At 57.4% G+C, this 21,212-nt stretch carries 23 protein-coding genes; 14 read left to right on the top strand and 9 right to left on the bottom strand.

Annotated features, from left to right (window positions below):
- Window positions 1-38: 38 nt before the first annotated feature.
- Window positions 39-1,046 (bottom strand): NAD-dependent epimerase/dehydratase family protein, encoded by a 1,008-nt coding sequence (locus ACWPM9_RS07385; protein WP_484757256.1) that lies wholly within the window; start codon window positions 1,044-1,046, stop codon window positions 39-41.
- 92 nt (window positions 1,047-1,138) lie between these two features.
- On the opposite strand from ACWPM9_RS07385, the gene ACWPM9_RS07380 reads away from it, so the two are divergent.
- Window positions 1,139-2,044: a LysR family transcriptional regulator gene (locus ACWPM9_RS07380; protein WP_484757255.1), complete on the top strand. Its 906-nt coding sequence runs from the start codon at window positions 1,139-1,141 to the stop codon at window positions 2,042-2,044.
- Here the strand turns inward: ACWPM9_RS07380 and ACWPM9_RS07375 are convergent.
- Entirely contained in the window at window positions 2,041-2,292 is a 252-nt protein-coding gene (locus ACWPM9_RS07375) for a DUF2188 domain-containing protein (RefSeq protein ID WP_428187277.1), read from the bottom strand. The two genes, ACWPM9_RS07380 and ACWPM9_RS07375, sit on opposite strands and share 4 nt — an antisense overlap.
- Before the next feature lie 176 nt (window positions 2,293-2,468).
- On the opposite strand from ACWPM9_RS07375, the gene ACWPM9_RS07370 reads away from it, so the two are divergent.
- Window positions 2,469-3,551 (top strand): calcium:cation antiporter, encoded by a 1,083-nt coding sequence (locus tag ACWPM9_RS07370; RefSeq protein ID WP_484757616.1) that lies wholly within the window; start codon window positions 2,469-2,471, stop codon window positions 3,549-3,551.
- Between the two features lie 157 nt (window positions 3,552-3,708).
- Window positions 3,709-4,956, top strand: coding sequence for an OpgC family protein (locus ACWPM9_RS07365; RefSeq protein WP_484757254.1), 1,248 nt, complete (start codon window positions 3,709-3,711; stop codon window positions 4,954-4,956).
- Window positions 4,957-5,076: 120 nt separating this feature from the next.
- Here the strand turns inward: ACWPM9_RS07365 and ACWPM9_RS07360 are convergent, their stop codons facing one another.
- Window positions 5,077-6,279 (bottom strand): pyridoxal phosphate-dependent aminotransferase, encoded by a 1,203-nt coding sequence (locus ACWPM9_RS07360; RefSeq protein ID WP_484757253.1) that lies wholly within the window; start codon window positions 6,277-6,279, stop codon window positions 5,077-5,079.
- 218 nt (window positions 6,280-6,497) lie between these two features.
- Here ACWPM9_RS07360 and ACWPM9_RS07355 point away from each other — a divergent pair, with 218 nt between their 5' ends.
- The 5 genes from ACWPM9_RS07355 (at window position 6,498) to ACWPM9_RS07335 (ending at window position 11,970) form a co-directional block, all read left to right on the top strand.
- Window positions 6,498-7,391, top strand: a complete 894-nt coding sequence (locus ACWPM9_RS07355) for an EAL domain-containing protein (protein ID WP_484757252.1) — start codon at window positions 6,498-6,500, stop codon at window positions 7,389-7,391.
- Between the two features lie 174 nt (window positions 7,392-7,565).
- Window positions 7,566-9,932 carry a marine proteobacterial sortase target protein gene (locus ACWPM9_RS07350; protein WP_484757251.1) on the top strand — a complete coding sequence of 789 codons (2,367 nt, stop codon included), beginning with the start codon at window positions 7,566-7,568 and terminating at the stop codon, window positions 9,930-9,932.
- Window positions 9,922-10,596 (top strand): class GN sortase, encoded by a 675-nt coding sequence (locus ACWPM9_RS07345; protein WP_484757250.1) that lies wholly within the window; start codon window positions 9,922-9,924, stop codon window positions 10,594-10,596. Before ACWPM9_RS07350 ends, ACWPM9_RS07345 begins: the two co-directional genes overlap by 11 nt.
- A gap of 560 nt (window positions 10,597-11,156) precedes the next feature.
- Window positions 11,157-11,372, top strand: coding sequence for a cold-shock protein (locus ACWPM9_RS07340; RefSeq protein ID WP_428187283.1), 216 nt, complete (start codon window positions 11,157-11,159; stop codon window positions 11,370-11,372).
- 151 nt (window positions 11,373-11,523) lie between these two features.
- Window positions 11,524-11,970, top strand: a complete 447-nt coding sequence (locus tag ACWPM9_RS07335; RefSeq protein ID WP_484757249.1) for a BA14K family protein — start codon at window positions 11,524-11,526, stop codon at window positions 11,968-11,970.
- Window positions 11,971-12,019: 49 nt separating this feature from the next.
- Here the strand turns inward: ACWPM9_RS07335 and ACWPM9_RS07330 are convergent, their stop codons facing one another.
- Together ACWPM9_RS07330 and ACWPM9_RS07325 are read right to left on the bottom strand one after the other, a co-directional pair.
- Window positions 12,020-12,667, bottom strand: coding sequence for an MBL fold metallo-hydrolase (locus tag ACWPM9_RS07330; protein ID WP_484757248.1), 648 nt, complete (start codon window positions 12,665-12,667; stop codon window positions 12,020-12,022).
- 90 nt (window positions 12,668-12,757) lie between these two features.
- Window positions 12,758-12,931: a hypothetical protein gene (locus ACWPM9_RS07325; RefSeq protein WP_428187286.1), complete on the bottom strand. Its 174-nt coding sequence runs from the start codon at window positions 12,929-12,931 to the stop codon at window positions 12,758-12,760.
- A gap of 231 nt (window positions 12,932-13,162) precedes the next feature.
- Here ACWPM9_RS07325 and ACWPM9_RS07320 point away from each other — a divergent pair, with 231 nt between their 5' ends.
- The 4 genes from ACWPM9_RS07320 (at window position 13,163) to ACWPM9_RS07305 (ending at window position 16,497) form a co-directional block, all read left to right on the top strand.
- A complete protein-coding gene (locus ACWPM9_RS07320; protein ID WP_428187287.1) occupies window positions 13,163-13,672 on the top strand; it encodes a MarR family winged helix-turn-helix transcriptional regulator in 510 nt (169 codons plus the stop codon).
- Between the two features lies 1 nt (window position 13,673).
- Window positions 13,674-14,372: a response regulator gene (locus ACWPM9_RS07315; RefSeq protein ID WP_428187288.1), complete on the top strand. Its 699-nt coding sequence runs from the start codon at window positions 13,674-13,676 to the stop codon at window positions 14,370-14,372.
- A gap of 143 nt (window positions 14,373-14,515) precedes the next feature.
- On the top strand, window positions 14,516-15,895 hold the full coding sequence (locus ACWPM9_RS07310; RefSeq protein ID WP_484757247.1) for an ATP-binding protein: 1,380 nt from the start codon (window positions 14,516-14,518) through the stop codon (window positions 15,893-15,895).
- Between the two features lie 23 nt (window positions 15,896-15,918).
- Entirely contained in the window at window positions 15,919-16,497 is a 579-nt protein-coding gene (locus ACWPM9_RS07305; protein ID WP_484757246.1) for a DUF1349 domain-containing protein, read from the top strand.
- A 3-nt stretch (window positions 16,498-16,500) separates the two neighbouring features.
- Here ACWPM9_RS07305 and ACWPM9_RS07300 read toward each other — a convergent pair whose 3' ends face one another.
- The 4 genes from ACWPM9_RS07300 to ACWPM9_RS07285 all read right to left on the bottom strand — a co-directional run bounded on the left by ACWPM9_RS07300 (window position 16,501) and on the right by ACWPM9_RS07285 (window position 18,938).
- A complete protein-coding gene (locus ACWPM9_RS07300) occupies window positions 16,501-16,860 on the bottom strand; it encodes a tRNA-binding protein (protein ID WP_428187291.1) in 360 nt (119 codons plus the stop codon).
- Entirely contained in the window at window positions 16,857-17,678 is an 822-nt protein-coding gene (proC, locus tag ACWPM9_RS07295) for a pyrroline-5-carboxylate reductase (protein WP_484757245.1), read from the bottom strand. Before proC ends, ACWPM9_RS07300 begins: the two co-directional genes overlap by 4 nt.
- 3 nt (window positions 17,679-17,681) lie before the next feature.
- Window positions 17,682-18,182, bottom strand: coding sequence for a type III secretion system chaperone family protein (locus ACWPM9_RS07290; protein ID WP_428187293.1), 501 nt, complete (start codon window positions 18,180-18,182; stop codon window positions 17,682-17,684).
- Between the two features lie 501 nt (window positions 18,183-18,683).
- Window positions 18,684-18,938 (bottom strand): accessory factor UbiK family protein, encoded by a 255-nt coding sequence (locus ACWPM9_RS07285; protein WP_428187294.1) that lies wholly within the window; start codon window positions 18,936-18,938, stop codon window positions 18,684-18,686.
- A gap of 230 nt (window positions 18,939-19,168) precedes the next feature.
- Between ACWPM9_RS07285 and lgt the strand changes: the two genes are divergently transcribed.
- The gene (lgt, locus tag ACWPM9_RS07280) at window positions 19,169-20,008 is read left to right on the top strand and encodes a prolipoprotein diacylglyceryl transferase (protein ID WP_428187295.1); all 840 of its coding nucleotides are present in this window, start codon (window positions 19,169-19,171) and stop codon (window positions 20,006-20,008) included.
- 23 nt (window positions 20,009-20,031) lie between these two features.
- Window positions 20,032-21,132 (top strand): class I SAM-dependent methyltransferase, encoded by a 1,101-nt coding sequence (locus ACWPM9_RS07275; protein ID WP_428187296.1) that lies wholly within the window; start codon window positions 20,032-20,034, stop codon window positions 21,130-21,132.
- Window positions 21,133-21,212 lie beyond the last annotated feature (80 nt).

Genomic DNA, 21,212 nt, shown 5'->3' with positions numbered 1-21,212 from the left:
TCCGCCGATGAAAGAGCAGAGTTCGCCAGTGAAGCAGGCTACGGCCTCGTTTCCAGACAATTGAAATCCGCAAGCGTTCGACGCACGGCATCGTCTAGCGGCGTTCGCGGTTCCTCGCCCAGAACGGCAATGAGTTTGTCGTTGGGCATGCGCAATTTTCGCTGCCACAGATAGCGCATTTCCCATAGTTCGCGGAAAATCCCGACGAACGGTCGCGCCAGGCGCACCAGCCACCATGGAAAGCGCTTCACTTTCAAGGCAGGCTTTCCTGTGACCCGCCGGATCGCTTCGGCCAGTTGCAGTCCGTCGTGGTCCCAAAATCCCTCGAAATGATACCGCGCGAAATCGGGTAAAACGCTGTTGGCTTCCAATAAGCGCACCATGGTTTCGGCAAGATCCGGAAGATAGGCCCATTGGTGACCAATTCCCTTTGTGCCCGGCACGGTGATGGAGTCGACCGGCTCTCCCGATTTGACCATCTGGGCAAACCAGTTGTTTCCGGCAGAAGGCCCAAAGAAATCACCGGCCCGTACGATCAGGACTTTGACACCCTGCTTTGAAGCAGCTTCCAGCCGCGCCTCCATCTCGACCCGAATGCCGCCCTTTACGGTCGTCGGATGCTGCGGGCTGTCTTCTCTGATCATCGGCCACGCATCCGGACCGAAGTTATAGACCGTTCCCGGAAGAACAATCCGGGCCCCGACAGCCTTGGCAGCCGCGATTGTATTGTCGATCATCGGCAACACCAGTGCCCCCCAATTGCGGTATCCGGGCGGATTGACTGCATGAACGATGATTTGCGCGCCATTGGCGGCGGCAATCACATCGTCGCGGTTCATGGCATCGCCCTTCACCCATTCATATTCGGGCTTTCGGTCAGCCATGACGGGTCCGTTCCGGTGCATCGCCCGCACTTGATAGCCTCTGGACGCGAAGGCCTCAGCAACCGCGCCGCCAATACCGCCCGTCGCCCCGAGCACAAGCACCGTGTCCTGCGGTTCACTCCGGATCGGCTGTGTGGAGGAATTTTCAACTGTGTGGGACATGACGCCCTCCTCTCGTGGATATGGCGTGATTGTCCTCGATCCGGTCGCTAAACAAAATTGCGGAAATAATTATACCTGATATACAAAAATACATGAGCGATACGACCGGCGACTGGGACCTCTACAGAAGCTTTCTGGCCGTCCATAAGGAAGGCTCCTTATCGGCTGCCGCGCGCTCTCTTGGTCTCACCCAACCGACCGTCGGGCGCCATATCGACCAACTCGAACGGTCTGCAGGAACGCCCCTGTTCATCCGTTCGTCGCAAGGGCTTCTGGCAACGGAAACCGCGCGGTCCATGTTACCTTATGCCGAAAGCATGCGATCGGCCGCCGCCGCCCTGTTGCGCACGGCAAGTTCCAGCAACAGTTCACCGGAAGGTCGTGTCCGTATCAGTTGCAGTGAAGTCATGGCGGTCGAGGTCTTGCCCTCGATCCTCGCCAACTTGCAGGCACGCTATCCAAAGCTGGTCGTGGAACTGTCGTCCTCGGACGCGCTGGAAGATCTTGGCCGACAGGAAGCCGATATCGCCGTGCGCCTGGTGAAGCCAGTTCAGGCAGCACTTGTCAGTAAAAAGATCGGCGCAATCCCCTTGGGCTTTTTTGCCCATCGCCGTTATCTCGACGCCTGCCCTGCCCCGCGAAATCTGGCCGAACTGCAAGACCATCGCCTGATCGGCTTTGATCGTTTTCTAACTTACGTTCGAACTGCCTTGAAAGACGTCCCCTCACTCGACAGCATCGACTTCGCATTTCGATCGGACAGCAATCTTGCCCAACTGGCGATGATCCGGGCCGCAGGCGGCATAGGCATTTGTCAGGTTCCGATCGGCCTGCGCGCACCTGATCTTTTAGAGGTATTGCCGGACCAGTTTCCTCTGGCTCTGGAGACCTACGTGGTGATGCACGAGAACCTGAAGACAAGTCCGCGCTGCCGTGTCACTTTCGACGCACTGGTGGAAGGACTGAATGCTTACAGGGCCATCGCCTTGGACCGCTAGCTGTCCGGGCTATCCACAATCTCGACTTCGGGACGGTCACCGCCATCGGAATGTTCCTGGTGCCACCGGCCATTGGCATCCTGATAACTGATCTCGACAGCCTCGTCGCCAACCTGCTGTTCCAGACTGACAATCCGTGCGGCAGCCAAGGCATCGTCATGACTTGGAAATGTCTCCGAATAGACGCCGTCCAGCCGGTAGGCCCAGCCTCCATCGTGTTGCACGATCTGGTAAGTGACCTTGGTCATGATGCGCCTCCCGTGGCCGAACCTGTTGTTTTGAACACTCTAAAACTATCTCATCAATCGCCTTCGACTGCAATTAGGACGGAACAGCTTGAAGGGCTAAAGGCTTTACATACAATGCCCGCCAGACACGCCGTGAGTCCACGCCCAGCAAAAGGAACAGAAGAACCGTGCAGATCCTGAAGCAGGAACGTCTCATCGGATTGGCTATTCTCGCCGCCATCATCGGATTTTTCTTCGAACATCACGTTCTCGAAGCTGGCCAGTTAGCCTCACTTCTGGGGGCCGCCTTTCTGATCGGCGCCATCATGCTGGCCTCGATGCGCGTTGCACATCATGCCGAAGTCCTGGCGGCCAAGGTTGGCGATCCCTATGGCACCATGATCCTGACCACTTCGGCCGTCGCCGTGGAAGTCCTCATTCTGGCAATCATGATGCGCAATGACGGCTCGCCGACACTGGTGCGCGATACGATCTATTCAGCCGTCATGCTCGATATCAACGGCATCCTGGGCCTCGCGGCACTTCTGGGCGGTCTCAAACACGGAGAACAACCGTATAATGACGATTCCGGCAAGACCTATGGCGTGATGATTTTGACCGCGATGGGGATTTCCATGATCGTGCCGGAATTCGTGCCCGATGCGAAATGGCAATACTATTCCGTCTTCACCATCATCGCGATGATTGCCCTTTACGGACTGTTCCTGCGCATGCAGGTCGGAACCCACAGTTATTTTTTCAGCTACCGGTACCCTACCCGCTCGCGGGAAGAAAAAGAGGCAGAACACGGTACAGAAAGTGATGAATCGGCAACCGTAGCGATTGTCGTCATCATCGTCGGCGTTCTTGTGATCGGTGCACTGGCCGAGATGATGTCGGTCTTCCTCAACACCGGCCTTGAGGGCACGGGCGCGCCTCCGGCCTTGGCTGCCATCATGGTGGCCGCCATATCAGCAGGCCCGGAAATCCTGGCCGCTCTGCGCGCTGCCCTGCGTGACCGCATGCAGGCAACCGTCAATATTGCCATGGGTGCATCGCTTTCCACTGTCATCCTGACAGTGCCTGTCATGGAAGCGATAGCACTTTATACGGGCCAGCCTTTCATCATGGCGATGACCCCTGCTCAGACTGTCATGGTGGCGATTACACTTGTGGTTGCCGCAATCAACCTCAATGACGGGGAAACCAATGCGATTGAGGGCATGACCCACTTCGTGCTGTTTGCAACGTTCATAATGCTGTCGTTTTTGGGTTTATAGATCCTGGATCGGATGGCGAATCCATCCGGAACCTTTCCCGCTCCCAGCCGTTTTTTCATCGGCGGATCTGTAACGGTATCTGGGTTCGCTGTTCTCATGAAATTGAGTGGCACATCTGCAAAGGCAGGTTGCCCGATCCAAATCGGGAGCGGATATCTTGAAAAGGTTGGACGTCATCGACGGTATGCGAGGATATTTCCTCGTCTTCATGTTGATCAATCATCTGGTCTTTACCGGTGGCCTCTGGCTTGTCCAGATCAACCACCGAAATTTGGCATTTGTCGAAGACGCACAAGGGTTCGTTTTCCTGTCTGGTCTGCTGACCGGCATGGTCTATTCGCGCAAGATGATGAAGAGCGGATATGCGGAAGGTCGCGATCGGCTCTGGTCGCGCGTGCTGGAACTCTATCGCTATGCGATGGGCATCATTCTGTTTGTACTCGCGGTTCAACTGGTGCTGCCGGGCGCTGCTGAATACTGGCATAACTGGACGGGCGGCAGCCAGTTGAACGACCCATTGCGTCTGGCAACCATCGCCGCCTTCCTGTTCCAGCCCACCTTCATGGACATCCTGCCGCAATACATCATCTACATGGCGTTTGCGCCCTTCGTGATTGCGCTTTGCCTCGAAGGCAAATGGAAGTCGGTCGCTATCGGCTCGCTGCTATTGTGGGTCACCGCCCAGCTCGGCCTGCACAGGGTGCTCACATATCCGATCAACGACTGGCTGGCCGCCACACCGGAAGAAGAAGGCATCCGTGCCAGCTTCAACCTGTTCGGCTGGCAGGTGGTCTTCTTCTCCGGCATCGTGGCTGGAACGCTCGCCTCCATGAAGACCGTCGAATGGGGCAAGGTGTTTTCGCCCGACAACACCTTCCTTGCGAAGATGTCGCTTGCCGTCGTGCTATTTTTCATGCCGCTTCGCATCATGACCGCCCATGGCCTGATGCCCGGTTTTGTGCTGGAAAAATTCGGCCTGATGGAAGTGCGCGCTGACTTCGGCCCGGTCTATCTGTTGAACTTTGCCGCAGTCGCATACGGTTTCGCCTGGCTGCTGATCGCCGGACCACGCCATCAGAGCCCGGTCATTCAAAAGATTGCCGCCGGAATGACGACGGTCTTCTCCTTCAGCTATCTTCGCCTGCTTGGTCGCCACTCCCTGCAGATCTATGTCTGGCACGTGCTGCTGGTCTATGGCGTGCGCTACCTGGATGGCCGTGTCGGCGAAATGTCGGAACTGACCAAGACCGCGATCACGCTGTTCTGCCTGGCCCTTCTCAGCCTTCCCGCCATCTGGCGCGAGCGCGAAAAGTTCTTCGGCAACAAGGAAGACAAGGCCAACATGGTTCCCTTCGGGCCGCCCAGACGCCCGATGCAGGGACCGGTGCAAAGAATGCCCGGCTGATAACATTACGGGCGGGAGGCCAAGGGCCGATTGGCCTGATCATCTTCCACAATCGAAAAGGGCGGGATGACATCCAAGTCACCCCGCCCTATTCAGTTTAATGGCGATAACGCCCAGATCTTACTTCAGCGACGCGCAGAACCGCTGGATGCGATTGCAGGCCTCTTCCAGATTTTCCGTGGATGTCGCGTAAGAAACACGGAAGTTCGGGCCAAGGCCGAAGGAGGAACCGTGGACGGTCGCGACACCTTCGGCAGCCAGCAGTTCCATGACGAAGTCTTCGTCCGTTTCAATTGTCTTGCCCGATGGCGCGGTCTTGCCGATCAGGGCTGCGCAAGACGGATAGACATAGAACGCGCCTTCAGGCTTGGGGCACACAATGCCGGATGCCTGATTCAGCATCGACACCACCAGGTCGCGACGCTCTTCAAAGGCCTTGCGCGATTCCTTGATGAAATCCTGCGGTCCGTTGAGCGCTTCGACAGCCGCCCACTGGGCAATCGAGCACGCACCTGATGTCTGCTGCCCCTGGATCATGTCCATGGCCTTGATCAGCTGTTCAGGTCCCGCTGCATAGCCGATGCGCCAGCCGGTCATGGCATAGGCCTTGGATACACCGTTCATGGTCAGCGTGCGGTCGTAGAGACCGGGCTCGACCTGAGCCGGCGTGTAGTAGACGAAATCGCCAAACACCAGATGCTCATACATGTCATCGGTCAGAACCCAAACGTGAGGATGCTTCATCAGCACGTCGGTCAGGGCTTTCAACTCATCCTTGGAATAAGCCGCGCCAGACGGGTTCGATGGCGAGTTGAACATGAACCACTTGGTCTTTGGCGTAATCGCCTTGTCCAGCTCTTCTGCCGTCAGCTTGAAATTGTTCTCAAGCTTGGTCTCGATATAGACAGGTGTGCCACCGCAAAGCGCGATCATTTCCGGATAGGACACCCAGAACGGAGCCGGAATGACAACTTCATCGCCAGGATTGATTGTCGCCATGAAGGCGTTGAAAAGAATCTGCTTTCCGCCAGTTCCGACGATCACCTGGCTCGGCTTGTAGTCTAGTCCGTTTTCACGCTTGAACTTGGCCGCGATCGCCTCGCGCAAAGGCGCAATGCCGGCAACCGGCGTATATTTGGTCTCGCCGCGCTCGATGGCCGCAATGGCTGCGTCCTTGATGTTTTGAGGCGTGTCGAAGTCAGGCTCGCCAACGGAGAGCGAAATGACGTCTTTTCCCTTAGCTTTGAGGTCGCGGGCCATCTGCGTCACAGCGATGGTCGCGGAAGGCTTGATACGGGAAAGTGCGTCGGCAAGAAAAGCCATGATCAATCAGTCCTGAAGCTTGTTGAACGGTGTGGAACCATAAGAGGCTACAGGTTCAAGCTCTATGGCCAATTCGCCCCGCTCTTTCAAGCATAAATGCGTCATCGGGACATATCCCGGCCGATAGATTTTTTAAGGTTCCGTTAATATTCGGGTAAAACCTTGAGATTACCGTAAGCATGGCGGAATTCACTGCGGCATAGAGCGGAGTGCGAAAAATGACGGAAAGTCTTTACGCAAATCTCGTGCGCGATCCTGATGGTGCGTGGTCGACAGCTTATGGCCCTTTCATCTTGCGCAGCGCCCTGCAGCCGATCTTCCGTAGAACATCGGCTGGAATGCTGGCCATCGACGGTTTTCAAGGGCTGGTCCGCGCCGAAAAGAACGGTGAACCGCATTCACCCTCGCAATTTCTTCCGCTCGTCGAAGAGCAAGACCATCCCAGGGTCGACAGCTTGCTGCGCGCCATCCATATCCTGAATACTGGCCTGCTGGCACGTTCACCCAACCGTGTCTTTGTCAGCTTTACGCCGGACCATTATCCCGATGCAGACAGTTTACGCATCGAGACAGAACATCTGCGCCTGGCGGCCCACGAAGCTGGTCTTCCGACGGAAAGCATCATATGTGACATTTCCTTCACGCTCGGCAGATCCGCAGACATGCGCAAGACGACAATCGACGCCTTGCGCAATGCAGGTTTTTCCATATCGCTCTCCGATTACGGTTCCGGTGACGAAGACATTGAACGGGCCGTAGCGCTCAATCCGACTTGCGTGAAATTCGACGGCTACTGGGTCCGCAACTACATGCACAATCCGGCGGGCCTGGCACTTTTGAGGGTCGCAGTCCGCCAGTTCGTCAAACAGGGGATCGAGCCTCTGTTCGAGAGACTTGAGGAAATGTGGCAGGTTGAACTCTGCGAGGAAATCGGTGTGCCCTTGATGCAGGGCTATGCCCTTGCCCGCCCCCAACTTGTCCCCACAAATTTCAACGCCCAGTTCCCGGAACACCCGCAACCGTTTCCAAGAGCCATTGGCGACACAAACACCGGCAACTCCGCGCCAGATCAGCATCGCCCGCATCCGGTTTTCGGCAAACGTCAGGCCTGACCGTTTCAACGGCTGGCGCGCGGCCAGCGCTTGCACGCGCTGCGGTGTCGCGCCTGTGACGCGCGTCAACTTTAAGCCACAATAAAAATCCTATCCTGCCTCCGTTCTGTCCCTCTGCAGTCTCTTTGAGAGGGTTGAATTTCGCGACATGTTCGCGGACTGGAGGGGTAAGATATGTTTATCGACGACGAGGAAGACAAAGCGCGTAGCGCGAGGCGTCAGATGTTTCACTGGATGCGTCGTGCGACCTTGGCGGTTGCCGCGATCACGCTGATGTTCGCAGGTCTCTCCGCTGCCGCCCACGCCGAGACACAGCCCGCACAACAGGCCTCGACGGAAATTGCTGCACTTGTGCGACCCAATGACATGAGCTCGGGCGCGCTGCTGTTCCCTTCCAGAGAACCCGGATTCTTCGTCGAAGCACCGCGCCTGAAAACCGATGTATCAATCGATGTCACCGGCCCCGTTGCCAGGGTCAAGGTTACCCAGCGTTTCGAAAATCCGAGCAAGGGGTGGGTCGAGGGAACCTATGTCTTTCCCCTTCCCGACGATTCGGCCGTAGACCAGTTGAAGATGCAGATCGGCGACCGCTTCATCGAAGGCAAGATCAAGCCGCGTGAAGAGGCACGACAGATCTACGAAAAGGCAAAGCAGGAAGGCAAGAAGGCAGCGCTCCTCGAACAGCAGCGCCCCAACATCTTCACCAACCAGGTCGCCAATATCGGCCCGGGCGAGACCGTGGTCGTTCAAATCGAATACCAGCAGACGGTCCACCAGTCGGGCGGCCAGTTCTCACTGCGTTTCCCCATGGTCGTAGCACCCCGCTACAATCCACAGCCGATCGTCCAGCAGGTCGAGTTCAACAATGGCAGCGGATTTGCAGTCCCTCAGGATCCGGTCCCGAACCGCAAGAAAATCGAAGCACCCGTCCTGGATCCAAGCGAGAATGCCAAGATCAATCCTGTTTCCCTCACCGTCGACCTGAAGGCAGGATTTCCGCTTGGCGACGTGAAGTCCCCCTTTCATGAGATCACCGTCACTGAGGACGGAGCCGACAATCGCAAGATTACGCTGAAGAATGACAGCGTGCCTGCTGACCGCGACTTCGAACTGACATGGAAAGCCGCGCCCGGAAGCACACCCGGCGCGGGCCTCTTCAAGGAAATGAAGGACGGCAAGACCTATCTTCTGGCCTTCGTCACCCCACCGGCAACGCAGGATGCGTCAGCCCCGAAGCCCGCTCGCGAAGTCGTCTTCGTTATCGACAACTCAGGCTCCATGTCCGGTCCGTCGATCGAGCAGGCCCGCCAGTCACTGGCGCTTGCCATTTCGCCGCTCGGCAATGAAGACCGCTTCAATGTCATCCGCTTCGACGACACCATGACCGACTTCTTCGGCGGTCTGGTGCCCGCAACCGGCGACAATCGTGAAAAAGCCATCGCCTATGTGAACGGCCTTGAAGCCCAGGGCGGTACGGAAATGCTGCCCGCACTACAGGATGCTCTGCGCAATCAGGGCGCAAAGGACCCGGATGCATTGCGTCAGGTCGTGTTCCTGACAGACGGTGCCATCGGCAACGAAGCGCAGCTCTTCAGCGAAATTTCCGGCAACAGGGGTGATGCCCGGGTCTTTACCGTCGGCATCGGCTCCGCACCCAACAGCTATTTCATGACCAAAGCCGCAGAAATCGGCCGCGGCACCTTCACCCATGTCGGTTCCGAACAGCAGGTCGCCGAGCGCATGGGCGAATTGTTCAAGAAGCTCGAAAACCCGGTCATGACCGATATGCGCGCCGACTTCGAAAATGCCACGGCGAAGGACATCACCCCAGACCCGATTCCCGATCTCTATGCCGGTGAACCTGTCATACTGACGGCTGAGATCGATGGCACGGCGACCGGAAAGCTCCTGATCGTCGGCAAGACAGGCGCCCAGCCTTGGCGCGTGGAAATGGACATCGCCAATGCCGCCGATGGCCAAGGCATTTCCAAACTCTGGGCGCGCCGCAAGATCGACGATATCGAGGCCCGCGCCTATGAGGCCGAAGATCCTCAAGCGACCGACAAGGCCATCGAGACCGTCGCCATGGCCCATCATCTGGTCTCGCGCATGACAAGCCTCGTTGCAGTCGACGTCACTCCATCGCGGCCCACGGATCAGCCATTGGCCTCGACAGAGGTTCCTCTGAACCTTCCTGCAGGTTGGGACTTCGACAAGGTGTTCGGCGAAAGCATTCCGGCAGTCCTCCCCGCCCCCGGCGATGACAAGGCCATGCTTGCGCCGCCATCGGCGCAATACCGGATGATGGCACAGGCCGCAGCCAACAACATGGCAGCGGCCCCCACCCCCGCAGCCGCGAGCCTGATTGCCAGGGGCGCAGCAGGCATTGCCTTGCCTCAGACGGCGACTATGGCAGACCAACGCATCATGCTCGGCATCTTGATGATGGTCTTTGCCTTGATGGCAGCAGCCGGCATGGCTTTGTGGCGCCGCAGCTGGAAGGACTTCGTCGGGGCGGAGGCGCGTCGCCGTGGCGTCTGAAAGAACCAAAAGCAATTCACCGCACCTCTGGCAAAGGCTGAGCCCTACAGAGCGGCTAGTCGCGGCGCTGATTGCCGCTGTCGCTCTGGGGGGGCTCCTGCTCATCGCAGACGGCCTCTACATGAAGGCCAAGGCATCGCTGTCGCAGGTTTTGTTGAACCGCAGCTTCAACGCAGAACTGGCCGGCAATGCCGGTGCCAAGCCCTGGAGTTGGGCTGATTTTTCCACAGATGCGCGGATCGTCGCCCCCAGACTGGGAAAGTCAGCCATTGTCCTTTCCGGCGCAACTGGCGAAGCACTCGCCTTTGGTCCCGCGCACCTCAACGGAACGCCAGAGCCTGGGGACGAAGGAACCGCCGTGATTGCCGCCCACCGCGATACGCATTTCAGCTGGCTGAAAGACGTCGAGCCTGGAGACTTGCTTGAAGTCGAACGCGGCGATGGAACGATCCTGACCTTCCGCACCTCAGGAAGCCGGATCGCCCGCTGGGATGAAAGCGGCATAGATCCCCAAGCCTTCGGGCACAACCTGGCCCTCACCACGTGCTGGCCCTTTGGTGCCACCGAGCGCGGCCCCTTGCGCTACATCGTCGAAGCCAGCCTGATCGAAACCACGACACGGAAAACGAGCGAATTATCAGCGAATGCGACACGGTACCGGTGAGATTTTCCGCACAAGCAGCATACGTCGCAGCAGCCATTGATTGCACAAGCAGCGGATATAGGCGCACCGAAACGGACAAAACGGCATTGAAAATGCGCGAAAAGCGCAAAAAAATGAGCCTCCCACGAAAAAGCGATTCTGTCTCTCGGACTGCCCGATGCCCGTTTATGGTGCAAACTAGATCGCCAACGATATGGTTTTGGGCAATGATATGCCTCAGATACAGGCAAATCGGATAAATTCTTTTATTTCAACATTATCGAATATAATAAGGGGTCTTTTGGCAATAAAACTTTTGCTTGCCAAGTTGGAATAAACCTATCAATCTTTCCATGTTCGGGCAGATAACGAGCATGGGAAGACCTATAATTAATGCGCTCCGGATACGCGAAAAATGTTCCGGGCAGCCGGCTGAAGAAAGGACGAATAGTCCTTCAAGTAATGGCCACTGCGGTAACAAGGATCCTTTCCTCAAAATCCGAATATGCCTGTCACAACCCGAATAGGGTGAACGAAGTAATGCTGTCCATATATCGGACGGAGATAAAAGGACCTGACGCATGGCCGAAACTGGCACTGTAAAATTCTTTAATACCGACAAAGGCTTCGGCTTCATTAAGCCGGACAATGGCGGCGCTGACATCTTTGTACATATTTCCGCTGTACAGGCTTCCGGACTGACCGGTCTTTCTGAAAATCAGAAAGTAAGCTTCGACACGGAACCGGACCGGCGCGGCAAGGGCCCGAAGGCTGTCAATCTGCAGGTTGCAGACTGAACCTTCTCCCTTACATTGAATACTCGCGTTTCGGCCCGGCATCATTGCCGGGTTTTTTTATTCAGACTGCATTCAGGTTGGCGCCTCTATTTTGCTCTCATCGCCTTTCACAATGGAAGTCGAACGTGAAAGGTCAGAGGAAGGCTAAGCCATGATCAAATTCGCAAAATTCGCCCTCGTTTCGGCAGCCCTCGTCACCGCTGCTGTATCGACAGCAAGCCCGGTCCTCGCCGGCGGTCGTCACCATGACCGTTACGAGCGTCCCCGCCATCACCGCTCCAACAATGATGCAGCTGTCCTCGGTCTCTTCGGCCTCGCAGCCGGCGCAGTCGTCGGCGCGGCCATTGCCAGCCAGCCGCGCTATGTGGAACCGGGCCCGATCTATGTCGAGCCGGACTATCCGCCACCGCCACCCCGTGCCTATCGTCCGGCACCCGTTTATGCCAACGAATATCCATCCGCATCTTATGGCGGCGATCTCGAGCCGTGGAGCCCGGAATGGTATCGTTACTGCTCGGATCGTTACCGCAGCTTCAATCCACGCAGCGGCACCTTTATTGGCTATGACGGCCGCAGCCATTTTTGCTCAGCCGGCTGATACTGAAGAAAGGCGCTGGAATTTCCGGCGCCTTTTCGCTTTGAGAGACTTACAGGCCAACCAGAAACGGGTTGTTTCTCCGCTCATCCCCGATCCGCCCACCGGGGCCATGACCACAGATGAAGCCGACCTCGTCGCCAAGCGGAAGCACCTTGTCACGGATGGAATCCAGCAATTGCTGATGATTGCCGCCCGGTAGATCCGTTCGGCCGATCGAGCCACTGAACAGCACATCGCCAAGATGGGCAAAATTCTGCGCTTCGTTGAAGAAAATGACATGACCAGGCGCATGTCCCGGGCAATGGCGGACCTTGAATTCATGGGCTCCGAAAGACACGGTATCCCCGTCTTCCAGCCAGCGATCCGGCGTCACATTGCGCAATTTCATCGGCACGCCAAAGCGGTTGGCCTGATCTTCCAGCCCTTGCAGGAGGGGTAAATCATCCTTGTGCGGGCCAATGATATCGACACCGAGCGCATCTCTGAGATCCGCGGCACCGCCGGCGTGATCGAGATGGCCGTGGGTCAGCCATATCGCAGCGATCTTGATGCCGTTTTCGGCGATAGTCTGGGTGATCACATCCACATCACCGCCCGGATCGACAACGACGCCTTCCTTGGTGTCACTGTCAAAGAGAATTGTGCAATTCTGCTGGAAGGGAGTGACGGGAATGATACCCGCCTGCAATTGGCTCATAAACGCCTCTGTTCCGCTGGAGTATAGTGTCGGGCACTCAGTGGCCCATTCCCAACATAGGCGGTTTCGCCAGCGTTTAAAGCCTTGGCTCTATTGAGCGGCCATGACCGTGGTATCGGTCCAGGCATGCGGCAAGAGGTTCAGATTGGCGATCAGCAGACCGGCGATCAGCAACTTGGCTGTCACAACAGCAATGAAGAGAGGCTTCAATCGCGCCTCGACCATGTTTTCCGACGTATTTTCGACAGCGTCCAATCGCATCATTTTTCCCTCTGCGAACTTGATTAGCCTCTCAACGCAGGCTTGCACCAACCTGTTCCCTCTCCCCGCAAACAAAAACCGTATTTCCGCCTTGATCGTTAACGTTGAAATGCGGGATAAGCGCCTTTTTGGGTGGCGTTTTGCCCGTTGTGTGCTTAGGTCATATGATGCGGATTTGTGCTCGCAAACACCAAAGCGCGACAATTCTGCGGTGATGATCGAGAAGGAATATCAGTGGAACGGCAGGCAGCGCTACGAACGGCGAAGAAGGATATTCCGGAGCTCCCGGTCGTCGACGACAAGTCGATTGATTTCGACACGATCGAAAAACTGTTCTTTGCCTATCGCGACTTCGTATCGGATCCCGATGCCATCCTGGCGAAGATCGGTTACGGCCGCGCCCACCACCGTGTTGTCTATTTCGTCAGCCGTCGGCCGGGCATGACGGTGGCAGATCTTCTGGGCATCCTGCAAATCACCAAACAGAGCCTCGCGCGCGTGCTCAAGGAACTGATCGATTCCGGCTATATCCGACAGATGGCCGGCCCTGCCGATCGCCGCCAACGCAGGCTTTACGCAACACTTGCAGGCCGGGAACTGGCGCTGGCACTGTCACAGCCGCAATCCCGCCGGATAGAGGGTGCATTGCAAGAATTGACCCCCGAAATGCGCGAGGGCGTCAAACGCTTTCTCGACGGCATGAGCACGTCGACGGCGCTGCGGGACATAAGCAAGGACGTCTGAGATGACCAAATCCACCGCCATTGCAGATGATGCCGCCCATCTTCTCGTGGTGGACGACGATACCCGCATCCGTGACCTCCTCCACCGCTTCCTCACCGAAAAGGGCTTCCGCGTCACCACGGCGGCCGATGCAGCCGAAGCACGGCGCAAGCTCGAAGGGCTGAACTTCGATCTGCTGATACTGGACGTGATGATGCCGGGTGAATCCGGCATTTCGTTGACACAGAGCCTGTCGGGTGGAGAGACCCCGGTCATTCTGCTGACAGCCCGCGCCGAAGCCGAATCCCGCGTCGCCGGCCTCGAAGCCGGTGCCGATGACTACCTCGCCAAGCCCTTCGATCCCCGCGAACTGGTCTTGCGCATCAACAACATCCTCAAGCGCAATATCAATGCCGACGCGCCCAAAATCGAACAGGTCATGTTCGGCCCCTATACGTTCTCCATTCTACGCCGTGAGTTGAAGAAGGCATCCGACGTCATCCGTCTGACCGATCGCGAGCAGGAGATATTGTGGATATTCGCCACCAAGGCCGGCGAAACGATCCCGAGGCACGAATTGATCGGCAACGACGCAGATGTTGGCGAGCGCACCATCGATGTGCAGATCAACCGTCTGAGACGCAAGATCGAGGATGATCCGGCCAATCCGGTCTGGCTCCAGACGGTGCGCGGCATCGGCTATCGCCTGAGCATGGATTGATGCCACTCTTCGGCAAGCGCGAGCGACAACCAGGGAGCACTTTTGGGGGCTACCGCAATGCCCCTCCAGGCAGTAGCCAGCGAAAAGCCCGATAGTCTGCGCAACGAAAAGACGGTTCGGCAAAGTCGGAAACGAAGGAACGGATGGCCAGTTACGACCCGACACGACGCGACGAGCAAAGACCTCCAGCGAGAGGCCTGAAACGCGTCAACAAATGGATAAGGCGGCAATTGCCGACCGGCCTGTTTGCGCGCTCGCTTCTCATCATCATCCTGCCGATCCTGATCCTCCAGACCGTTCTGACCTTCGTCTTCATGGAACGTCACTGGCAGATGGTCACGCAACGGCTGTCTGCAGCTGTCACGCGCGACATCGCCGCCGTCATCGACATCATCGAGACCTACCCCGCTGACGACGGCTACAAGAACGTCATCCGCATCGCCCGCGACGATCTCGGCATGCAGATTTCAATTGAAGACGGGGGCACGCTGCCGCCGCCGCGGCCCAAACCCTTCTTTTCCATTCTGGACGAAATCCTGTCCGAACAGATCACCCAGCAGATCAAACGGCCCTACTGGATCAATACTGTCGGCGATTCCCGCCTGGTGGAGATCCGCATCCTTCTCGATGACAAGGTTCTTCGGGTCTTCGCTGTCCGCAATCAGGCTTATGCCTCCAACAGCCACATATTCCTGGTCTGGATGATGAGTACGTCGCTGGTGCTGATTGTCATCTCCACACTGTTCCTGCGCGGCCAGATCCGTCCGATCCTTGCCCTGGCAAGGGCTGCCGAAAACTTCGGCAAGGGACAGAAGGCGGAAAATTTCAGTCCGCGCGGAGCAGTCGAAATCCGTCGTGCCGGACTGGCCTTCATTCTCATGCGCGAACGCATCGAACGCCAGATGGAACAGCGGACCGCGATGCTGAGCGGTGTGAGCCACGACCTACGCACCATTCTGACCCGCTTCAAGCTGACATTGGCACTGGCCGGTGACAGCCCGGAGCTGGAAAATCTCAACCAGGATGTCGACGACATGCGCACCATGCTGGAGGGCTACTTGTCTTTCGCGCGCGGCGAGGCCGAGGAAGATGTTGGTGAAGTATCGCTGGCCGAGACACTTGAACGTCTGCGACCCGAATTCGATCTGCATGGCAAGACCTATTCCTACACCATGGAAGGGGACGACAAGCTGCAGGTCAGGCCACAGGCCTTTGCTCGCCTCGTCGGAAATCTCGCCTCCAACGCGCGGCGCTACGCCGACACGTTGCAGGTCGACGCGCGCCATGGCGCCAAATGGCTGACCATCACCTTCGATGACAATGGTCCCGGAATAGCCAGGGAAAGCCGCGAAGAAGTCTTCAAGCCGTTCTTCCGTCTGGATGAGGCGCGCAATCTCGATGCCTCCGGAACCGGCCTCGGCCTCGCCATCGCCCGGGATATTGCCCGAAGCCATGGCGGCAACGTCACACTGTCCGACAGTCCTCTCGGCGGGCTGAGGGCAATCATTAGAATTCCGGCCTAAACCATACATGGAAAGAGAACCGCATGAACTGGCAGGAAATGCAGTGGCTCAACTCCCCACCTCGCCATGACGTGAAAGAGGGCACGCTAGCGCTGGAGACGGGACACGAGACCGATTTCTGGCAGAAGACCTATTATGGCTTCCAGCGCGACAATGGTCATTTTCTCCACGTCAGCCAGCAAGGCGAGTTCACCGCCGAGACCGCATTCACCGGCTGCTATGAAGCGCTCTATGATCAGGCAGGACTCATGATCCGCAAAGACGCCATGAACTGGATGAAATGCGGAATCGAATATACCGACGGTGTTTGCCATTTCAGCACGGTCGTCACCACATCTGGCCAGTCGGACTGGTCTGCCTTTGAAATCGGCCACCAAAAGGGACCGCTCGGCGTCAAGGTCAGCCGGCTAGGTGACAGCCTGTTTGTGCAATATCGAATGGACCCGGATAGTCAGTGGAAGATGGCGCGTCTCGCCTTTTTCCCGGCAGATATGGATCCAGTTGATGTCGGCATATTCGCCTGTTCACCGCAACGCGCAGGCTTCAAAGCCGGTTTTCACCACTTCTCGCTCAGAGAGCCGGACAGTCGCGATATCCACTGACGCCTAGATCAGACGCTGCCCGTTCGGCACGGTCTTGTCAGTCGCCGCCAACACGATTGCGCCGTGTTCATCGGCAAAGCCGAGTGTCAGCACCTCTGAGCGAAACGGACCAATCTGGCGCGGCGGAAAATTGACCACTGCCAGCACCTGACGCCCCACAAGGGTGTCGAGCGAATAATGCACCGTAATCTGGGCGGAGGACTTCTTGATGCCGAGTTCCGGGCCAAAGTCGATCTTCAGCTTGAAAGCCGGCTTTCGTGCTTCCGGAAAGGGCAAGGCCTCGACAATGGTGCCGCTACGGATATCGACCTTCTCAAAATCATCGAAGGTGATCTGGGCGCCACTCTCGTTACCACCGCTCACTTGGCAAGCTCCTCGGCACGCTGCCTCGCCGCCTCGATCGCCTGATCGAACACCGGCTGCAGGCCCGATTGCGGATCCATCAAGACAGAAAGTGCCGCAGCGGTTGTGCCACCGGGCGAGGTCACGTTTTGACGCAGACGCGAAGCGTCATCGCGGGACTGGTGAAGAAGTTCACCAGCCCCAGCGACAGTTTCTCGTGCGAGGCGCATGGCGAGGTCCGCCTGCAGACCGGCTTTGCGGCCTGCTTCCGCCATGCACTCGACGAGATAAAAAACATAGGCCGGCCCACTGCCCGAAACGGCAGTGACGGCGTTAATATCAGCTTCGGAATTGACCCATTCGACTGGCCCGGACACCTTGAGCAGACGATCGACCAGATCACGCTGGTCGTCACTCACCCGGTCGTTGGCATAGGCGCCGGTGATCCCGCGGCCAACCATTGCTGGAGTATTCGGCATGGCACGCACCATACCCGCGTCGCCCAGATGCTCGCGCATCACAGCCAGTGTCGTACCCGCAGCAACCGACACCACAACGGTTGAAGGTCCGACAAGCGATTTCAGACCGGGAAGGACATCGGCCATCATCTGCGGTTTGATGGCAAGAAAGAGAACATCGGCAACAAGCCCGGCGGGCGGAACAGGCACGGAGACAGACCCCGCCTCGGCAATCATGGTCTGCATGGCGTCAGAAGGGCCAGGATCGATTACGGTGACAGATGCGCCTGGTACGCCATTTTTCAGCCATCCGGAGAGCATCGCGCCGCCCATATTGCCGGCACCGACGAGGACGACCTGGCCGATAGTGATCCCCCTCATGTCTCAGGCCTGTCCAACGGTCTCGAATAACACCGCATCCATGGCGCTTTTGGCGTCCATGCCGGACCAGACAACGAACTGATACGCCTGGTAATAGGCCTCGCACGCTTCGACCGCACTGGACAGAAGAACTTCAACCTGTCGGTTGGTCGGTTCGGCACCGCCTGCAAGCAGCAGCGACTGGCGGAAGATGACGACATCTTCCTGCCGCCACAGGTCGAAATGCCCCATCAACACCTGACCATTGATCAAAGACAGAAGCTGGATCACTTCGTTGACCCGATTTTCGGGAACGCGAAGATCGAAGGCCGAAGCCAGATGGATCGCCTCGAACTCTTCCATCCAGGAGAAGGAGACGTGATAGTCCGCCCAATGCCCCTCGACAGTCATGGCGATTTCGTCTTCGCCGGAACGTTCGAACGACCAGTCATTTGTCGCGGCGACAAATTCAATCATGTCGACCGGATTGGATTGGCGTTCGATATCTATGTCGATCAGGTTCATGCGGCACCTTTTTGACCGGAACGGAATGCGACGAAATGTGGTCCCACATATAACGCGCACAAACACAGCAACCGGAGAACTTCATTATAGACGATTGCCGATGGAGCTTCAGGATAAACTATAGACCCTGTCTGAAACTTACGACGCCCCGTTTCGAATCATCATTTAAAATCAGTCTATAATGGACACTCACCTGTGCCAGCCCTGTTTCGTTGAATAACCGAACAGCGCTGTGGAAAGCTTTTCTCGCGATGCACTACCAAGCGACGGTAACTGACTCTGTGCGCTTGTTTTTTCGACTCTGACCGGCATGTGGACAACCATCGAAATTAGTTGATGAAAACGATCGCAGTGCGGACGGGCGCGGAGATCTCATTTTCAGGTTTCCGGTGCCGCAAGTTCTACCTGATCCAGGTCCGATTTCAGCGGATCGGCAACGAAAAACCCCGCGCTTTGGGCAAGCGCGGGGCGATAGGATACGTCAGCAGATCAAGGCGGCCATCACTTTGTCGACCGCTTTGCCTCAAGCGCCTCGATTCGAGCTTTCAACGCTTCGTTTTCGTCCCGCGCCATGATCGCCATGTCCCGGACGGCCTCGAATTCTTCCCGCTTGACCAGATCCATGGAGTTGAGCCAGCGCTCTGCCTGAGCCTGAAAGGCGGTCTCAACCTCCTTGCGAACACCCTGTGCGGCGCCGGCGGCGTCAGTCATCAGCTTTGCGAATTCATCCATGATGCGGTTCGGTCCGGTTGACATCGGCTCGGCTCCCTTTTCCAAGATCGGCCCTTAAGGCTTCGATGATCGATGATACTCGATTTGAGGTAGGGTTTCATGACATTGGATGCAAGTATTTTTCGCTCATCCCCCCTCTTTGCCGCAGCGGGAGAATGTCACCCAGGGTGGCCCATTCTCCTGCCTTCAAGATTCCATCTTGACCGGTAATTGTCCCGCCGTCATGTTCCGCCCGATCAACCGAAAGCAAAAACTTGCCGACAGCCGCTGAACTCCTCGCCATCTTGCCCTATCCCGATATCGATCCGATTGCCGTATCGATCGGCCCGCTCGCCATCCACTGGTATGGCATAGCCTATGTCGTTGGCATCATGCTCGCATGGTGGCTCTCACGGCGAATGATTGAGAATCGCGGCCTGTGGAAGGATGGAATAGCGCCGGTCAATGCCAGCCATCTGGACGACTTCATTCTGTGGGCCGCAGCCGGCGTCGTTCTGGGCGGACGCATCGGCTATATCCTGTTCTACGATAGCGCAGCAGTCATGGAAGACCCTATGCGGGCCTTGCGCATCTGGAACGGTGGCATGTCCTTCCATGGAGGTTTTATAGGCGCGACCCTCGCAATGATCATTTTTGCCCGGCGTAACGGCATTGCCGTCTGGAGCATGTTCGATCTGATCGCAAGCGTGGTTCCGATCGGTCTCTTCCTCGGTCGCATTGCCAATTTCATCAATGGCGAGCTGTGGGGACGTCCGACAGATGTCCCGTGGGCCTTTGTTTTTCCGACGGGCGGACCATTCGCCCGCCACCCGAGCCAGCTCTATGAAGCACTGCTGGAAGGCGTCCTTGTCTTCATTGTGTTGCAATTGGCCGCGCGACGTTTCGGTGCATTAAAGAAGCCCGGTCTTGTCACAGCCATTTTTGCACTGCTTTATGCAGGTTCGAGAATGTTTGTAGAGTTTTTCCGAGAGCCGGATCCGCAACTTGGCTATCTGGCGGGAGGCTGGCTGACAATGGGAATGATACTGTCCCTGCCGATGGCGATCATCGGCCTGCTGGTTCTCCTCCGTGCCTTGCGCTCCGGTGACCGATAATCAGGAATGACGAGGCGCCCACATTGACCACAGCGCTCGCCACGAGAATCAAGTCGATGATCCGGACCGGCGGTCCGATCAGCGTCACGGACTATTTTTCGCTATGCCTGGCCGATCCGGAGAACGGCTATTACAAGACCCGCAATCCCTTCGGCATAGAAGGCGATTTCATCACAGCGCCTGAAGTGAGCCAGTTGTTCGGTGAAATGATCGGCGTCTTCATCATCCACGCATGGCAGACCCATGATTCGCCAGAGGCGGTTCGTCTTGTGGAGATCGGTCCCGGGCGCGGCACGATGATGTCGGACATCTTGCGGGTCATCGCGCGCCTTGCACCGTCGCTGTATGACAGCATGTCCGCCCATCTGGTTGAGACCAGCGAACGGCTGCAGGCGATCCAGAAGCAGACATTGGCGCCTTACTCCGCCAAGACCGATTGGCATGTCGCCTTCGACGAGGTGCCTGAGGGCTTCACCCTCATCGTCGCCAACGAACTCTTCGACGCCATTCCAATCCGCCAATGGGTCAAGACGCCGCGCGGATTCCGCGAGCGTATGGTCGGCCTCGATCCGGACGATAATCTGGTTTTCGTCGCAGGTGTTGCAACCATCGACCCGGAACTTTTGCCCGACGACAGCGACGGCATGCCGGAAGGCACGATCTTCGAGACGTCGCCTGCAAGGATCGCCGTACTCGATGTGATCTGCCAACGGCTGCTCACAGAAGGCGGAACCGCACTGATCGTGGATTATGGTCACATGGTCACCGGCTTCGGCGACACGTTGCAGGCGGTGCTTGCCCATCAGTTTGATCCACCGCTTGCCCATCCCGGCATGGCCGACCTCACCAGTCATGTCGACTTCGAACAACTGGCGCTGGCTGCCCGTGCCCTCGGCGTTGCCATAACAGGCTGCATGTTCCAGGGCGATTTCCTGCGGGGCCTTGGCATCGAACAACGCGCAATGACCTTGTCCAAGGACAAGCCTCCGGAAGTGCAGGCCGACGTTCGAGTGGCGCTGGATCGGTTGATCAGCGGAGGCGAAGGTCGCATGGGTGAACTGTTTAAGGTGCTCGCAATTTCAAGCCCGCCAAGGCGGCTCGCCCCGTTCAAGGCCATGGATTGACAGAGCCCCTCGCGCTTGACACCATCCGCGCGCTGATGACGACGCAGCCCTGAAGGAACCGCGACCGCCCCGGAAAACAA

The sequence above is a fragment of the Agrobacterium sp. H141 genome (genome assembly GCF_057158725.1).
Note: the sequence above shows the minus strand (reverse complement) of the source record. Positions and strands in the feature narration are given on the sequence as shown.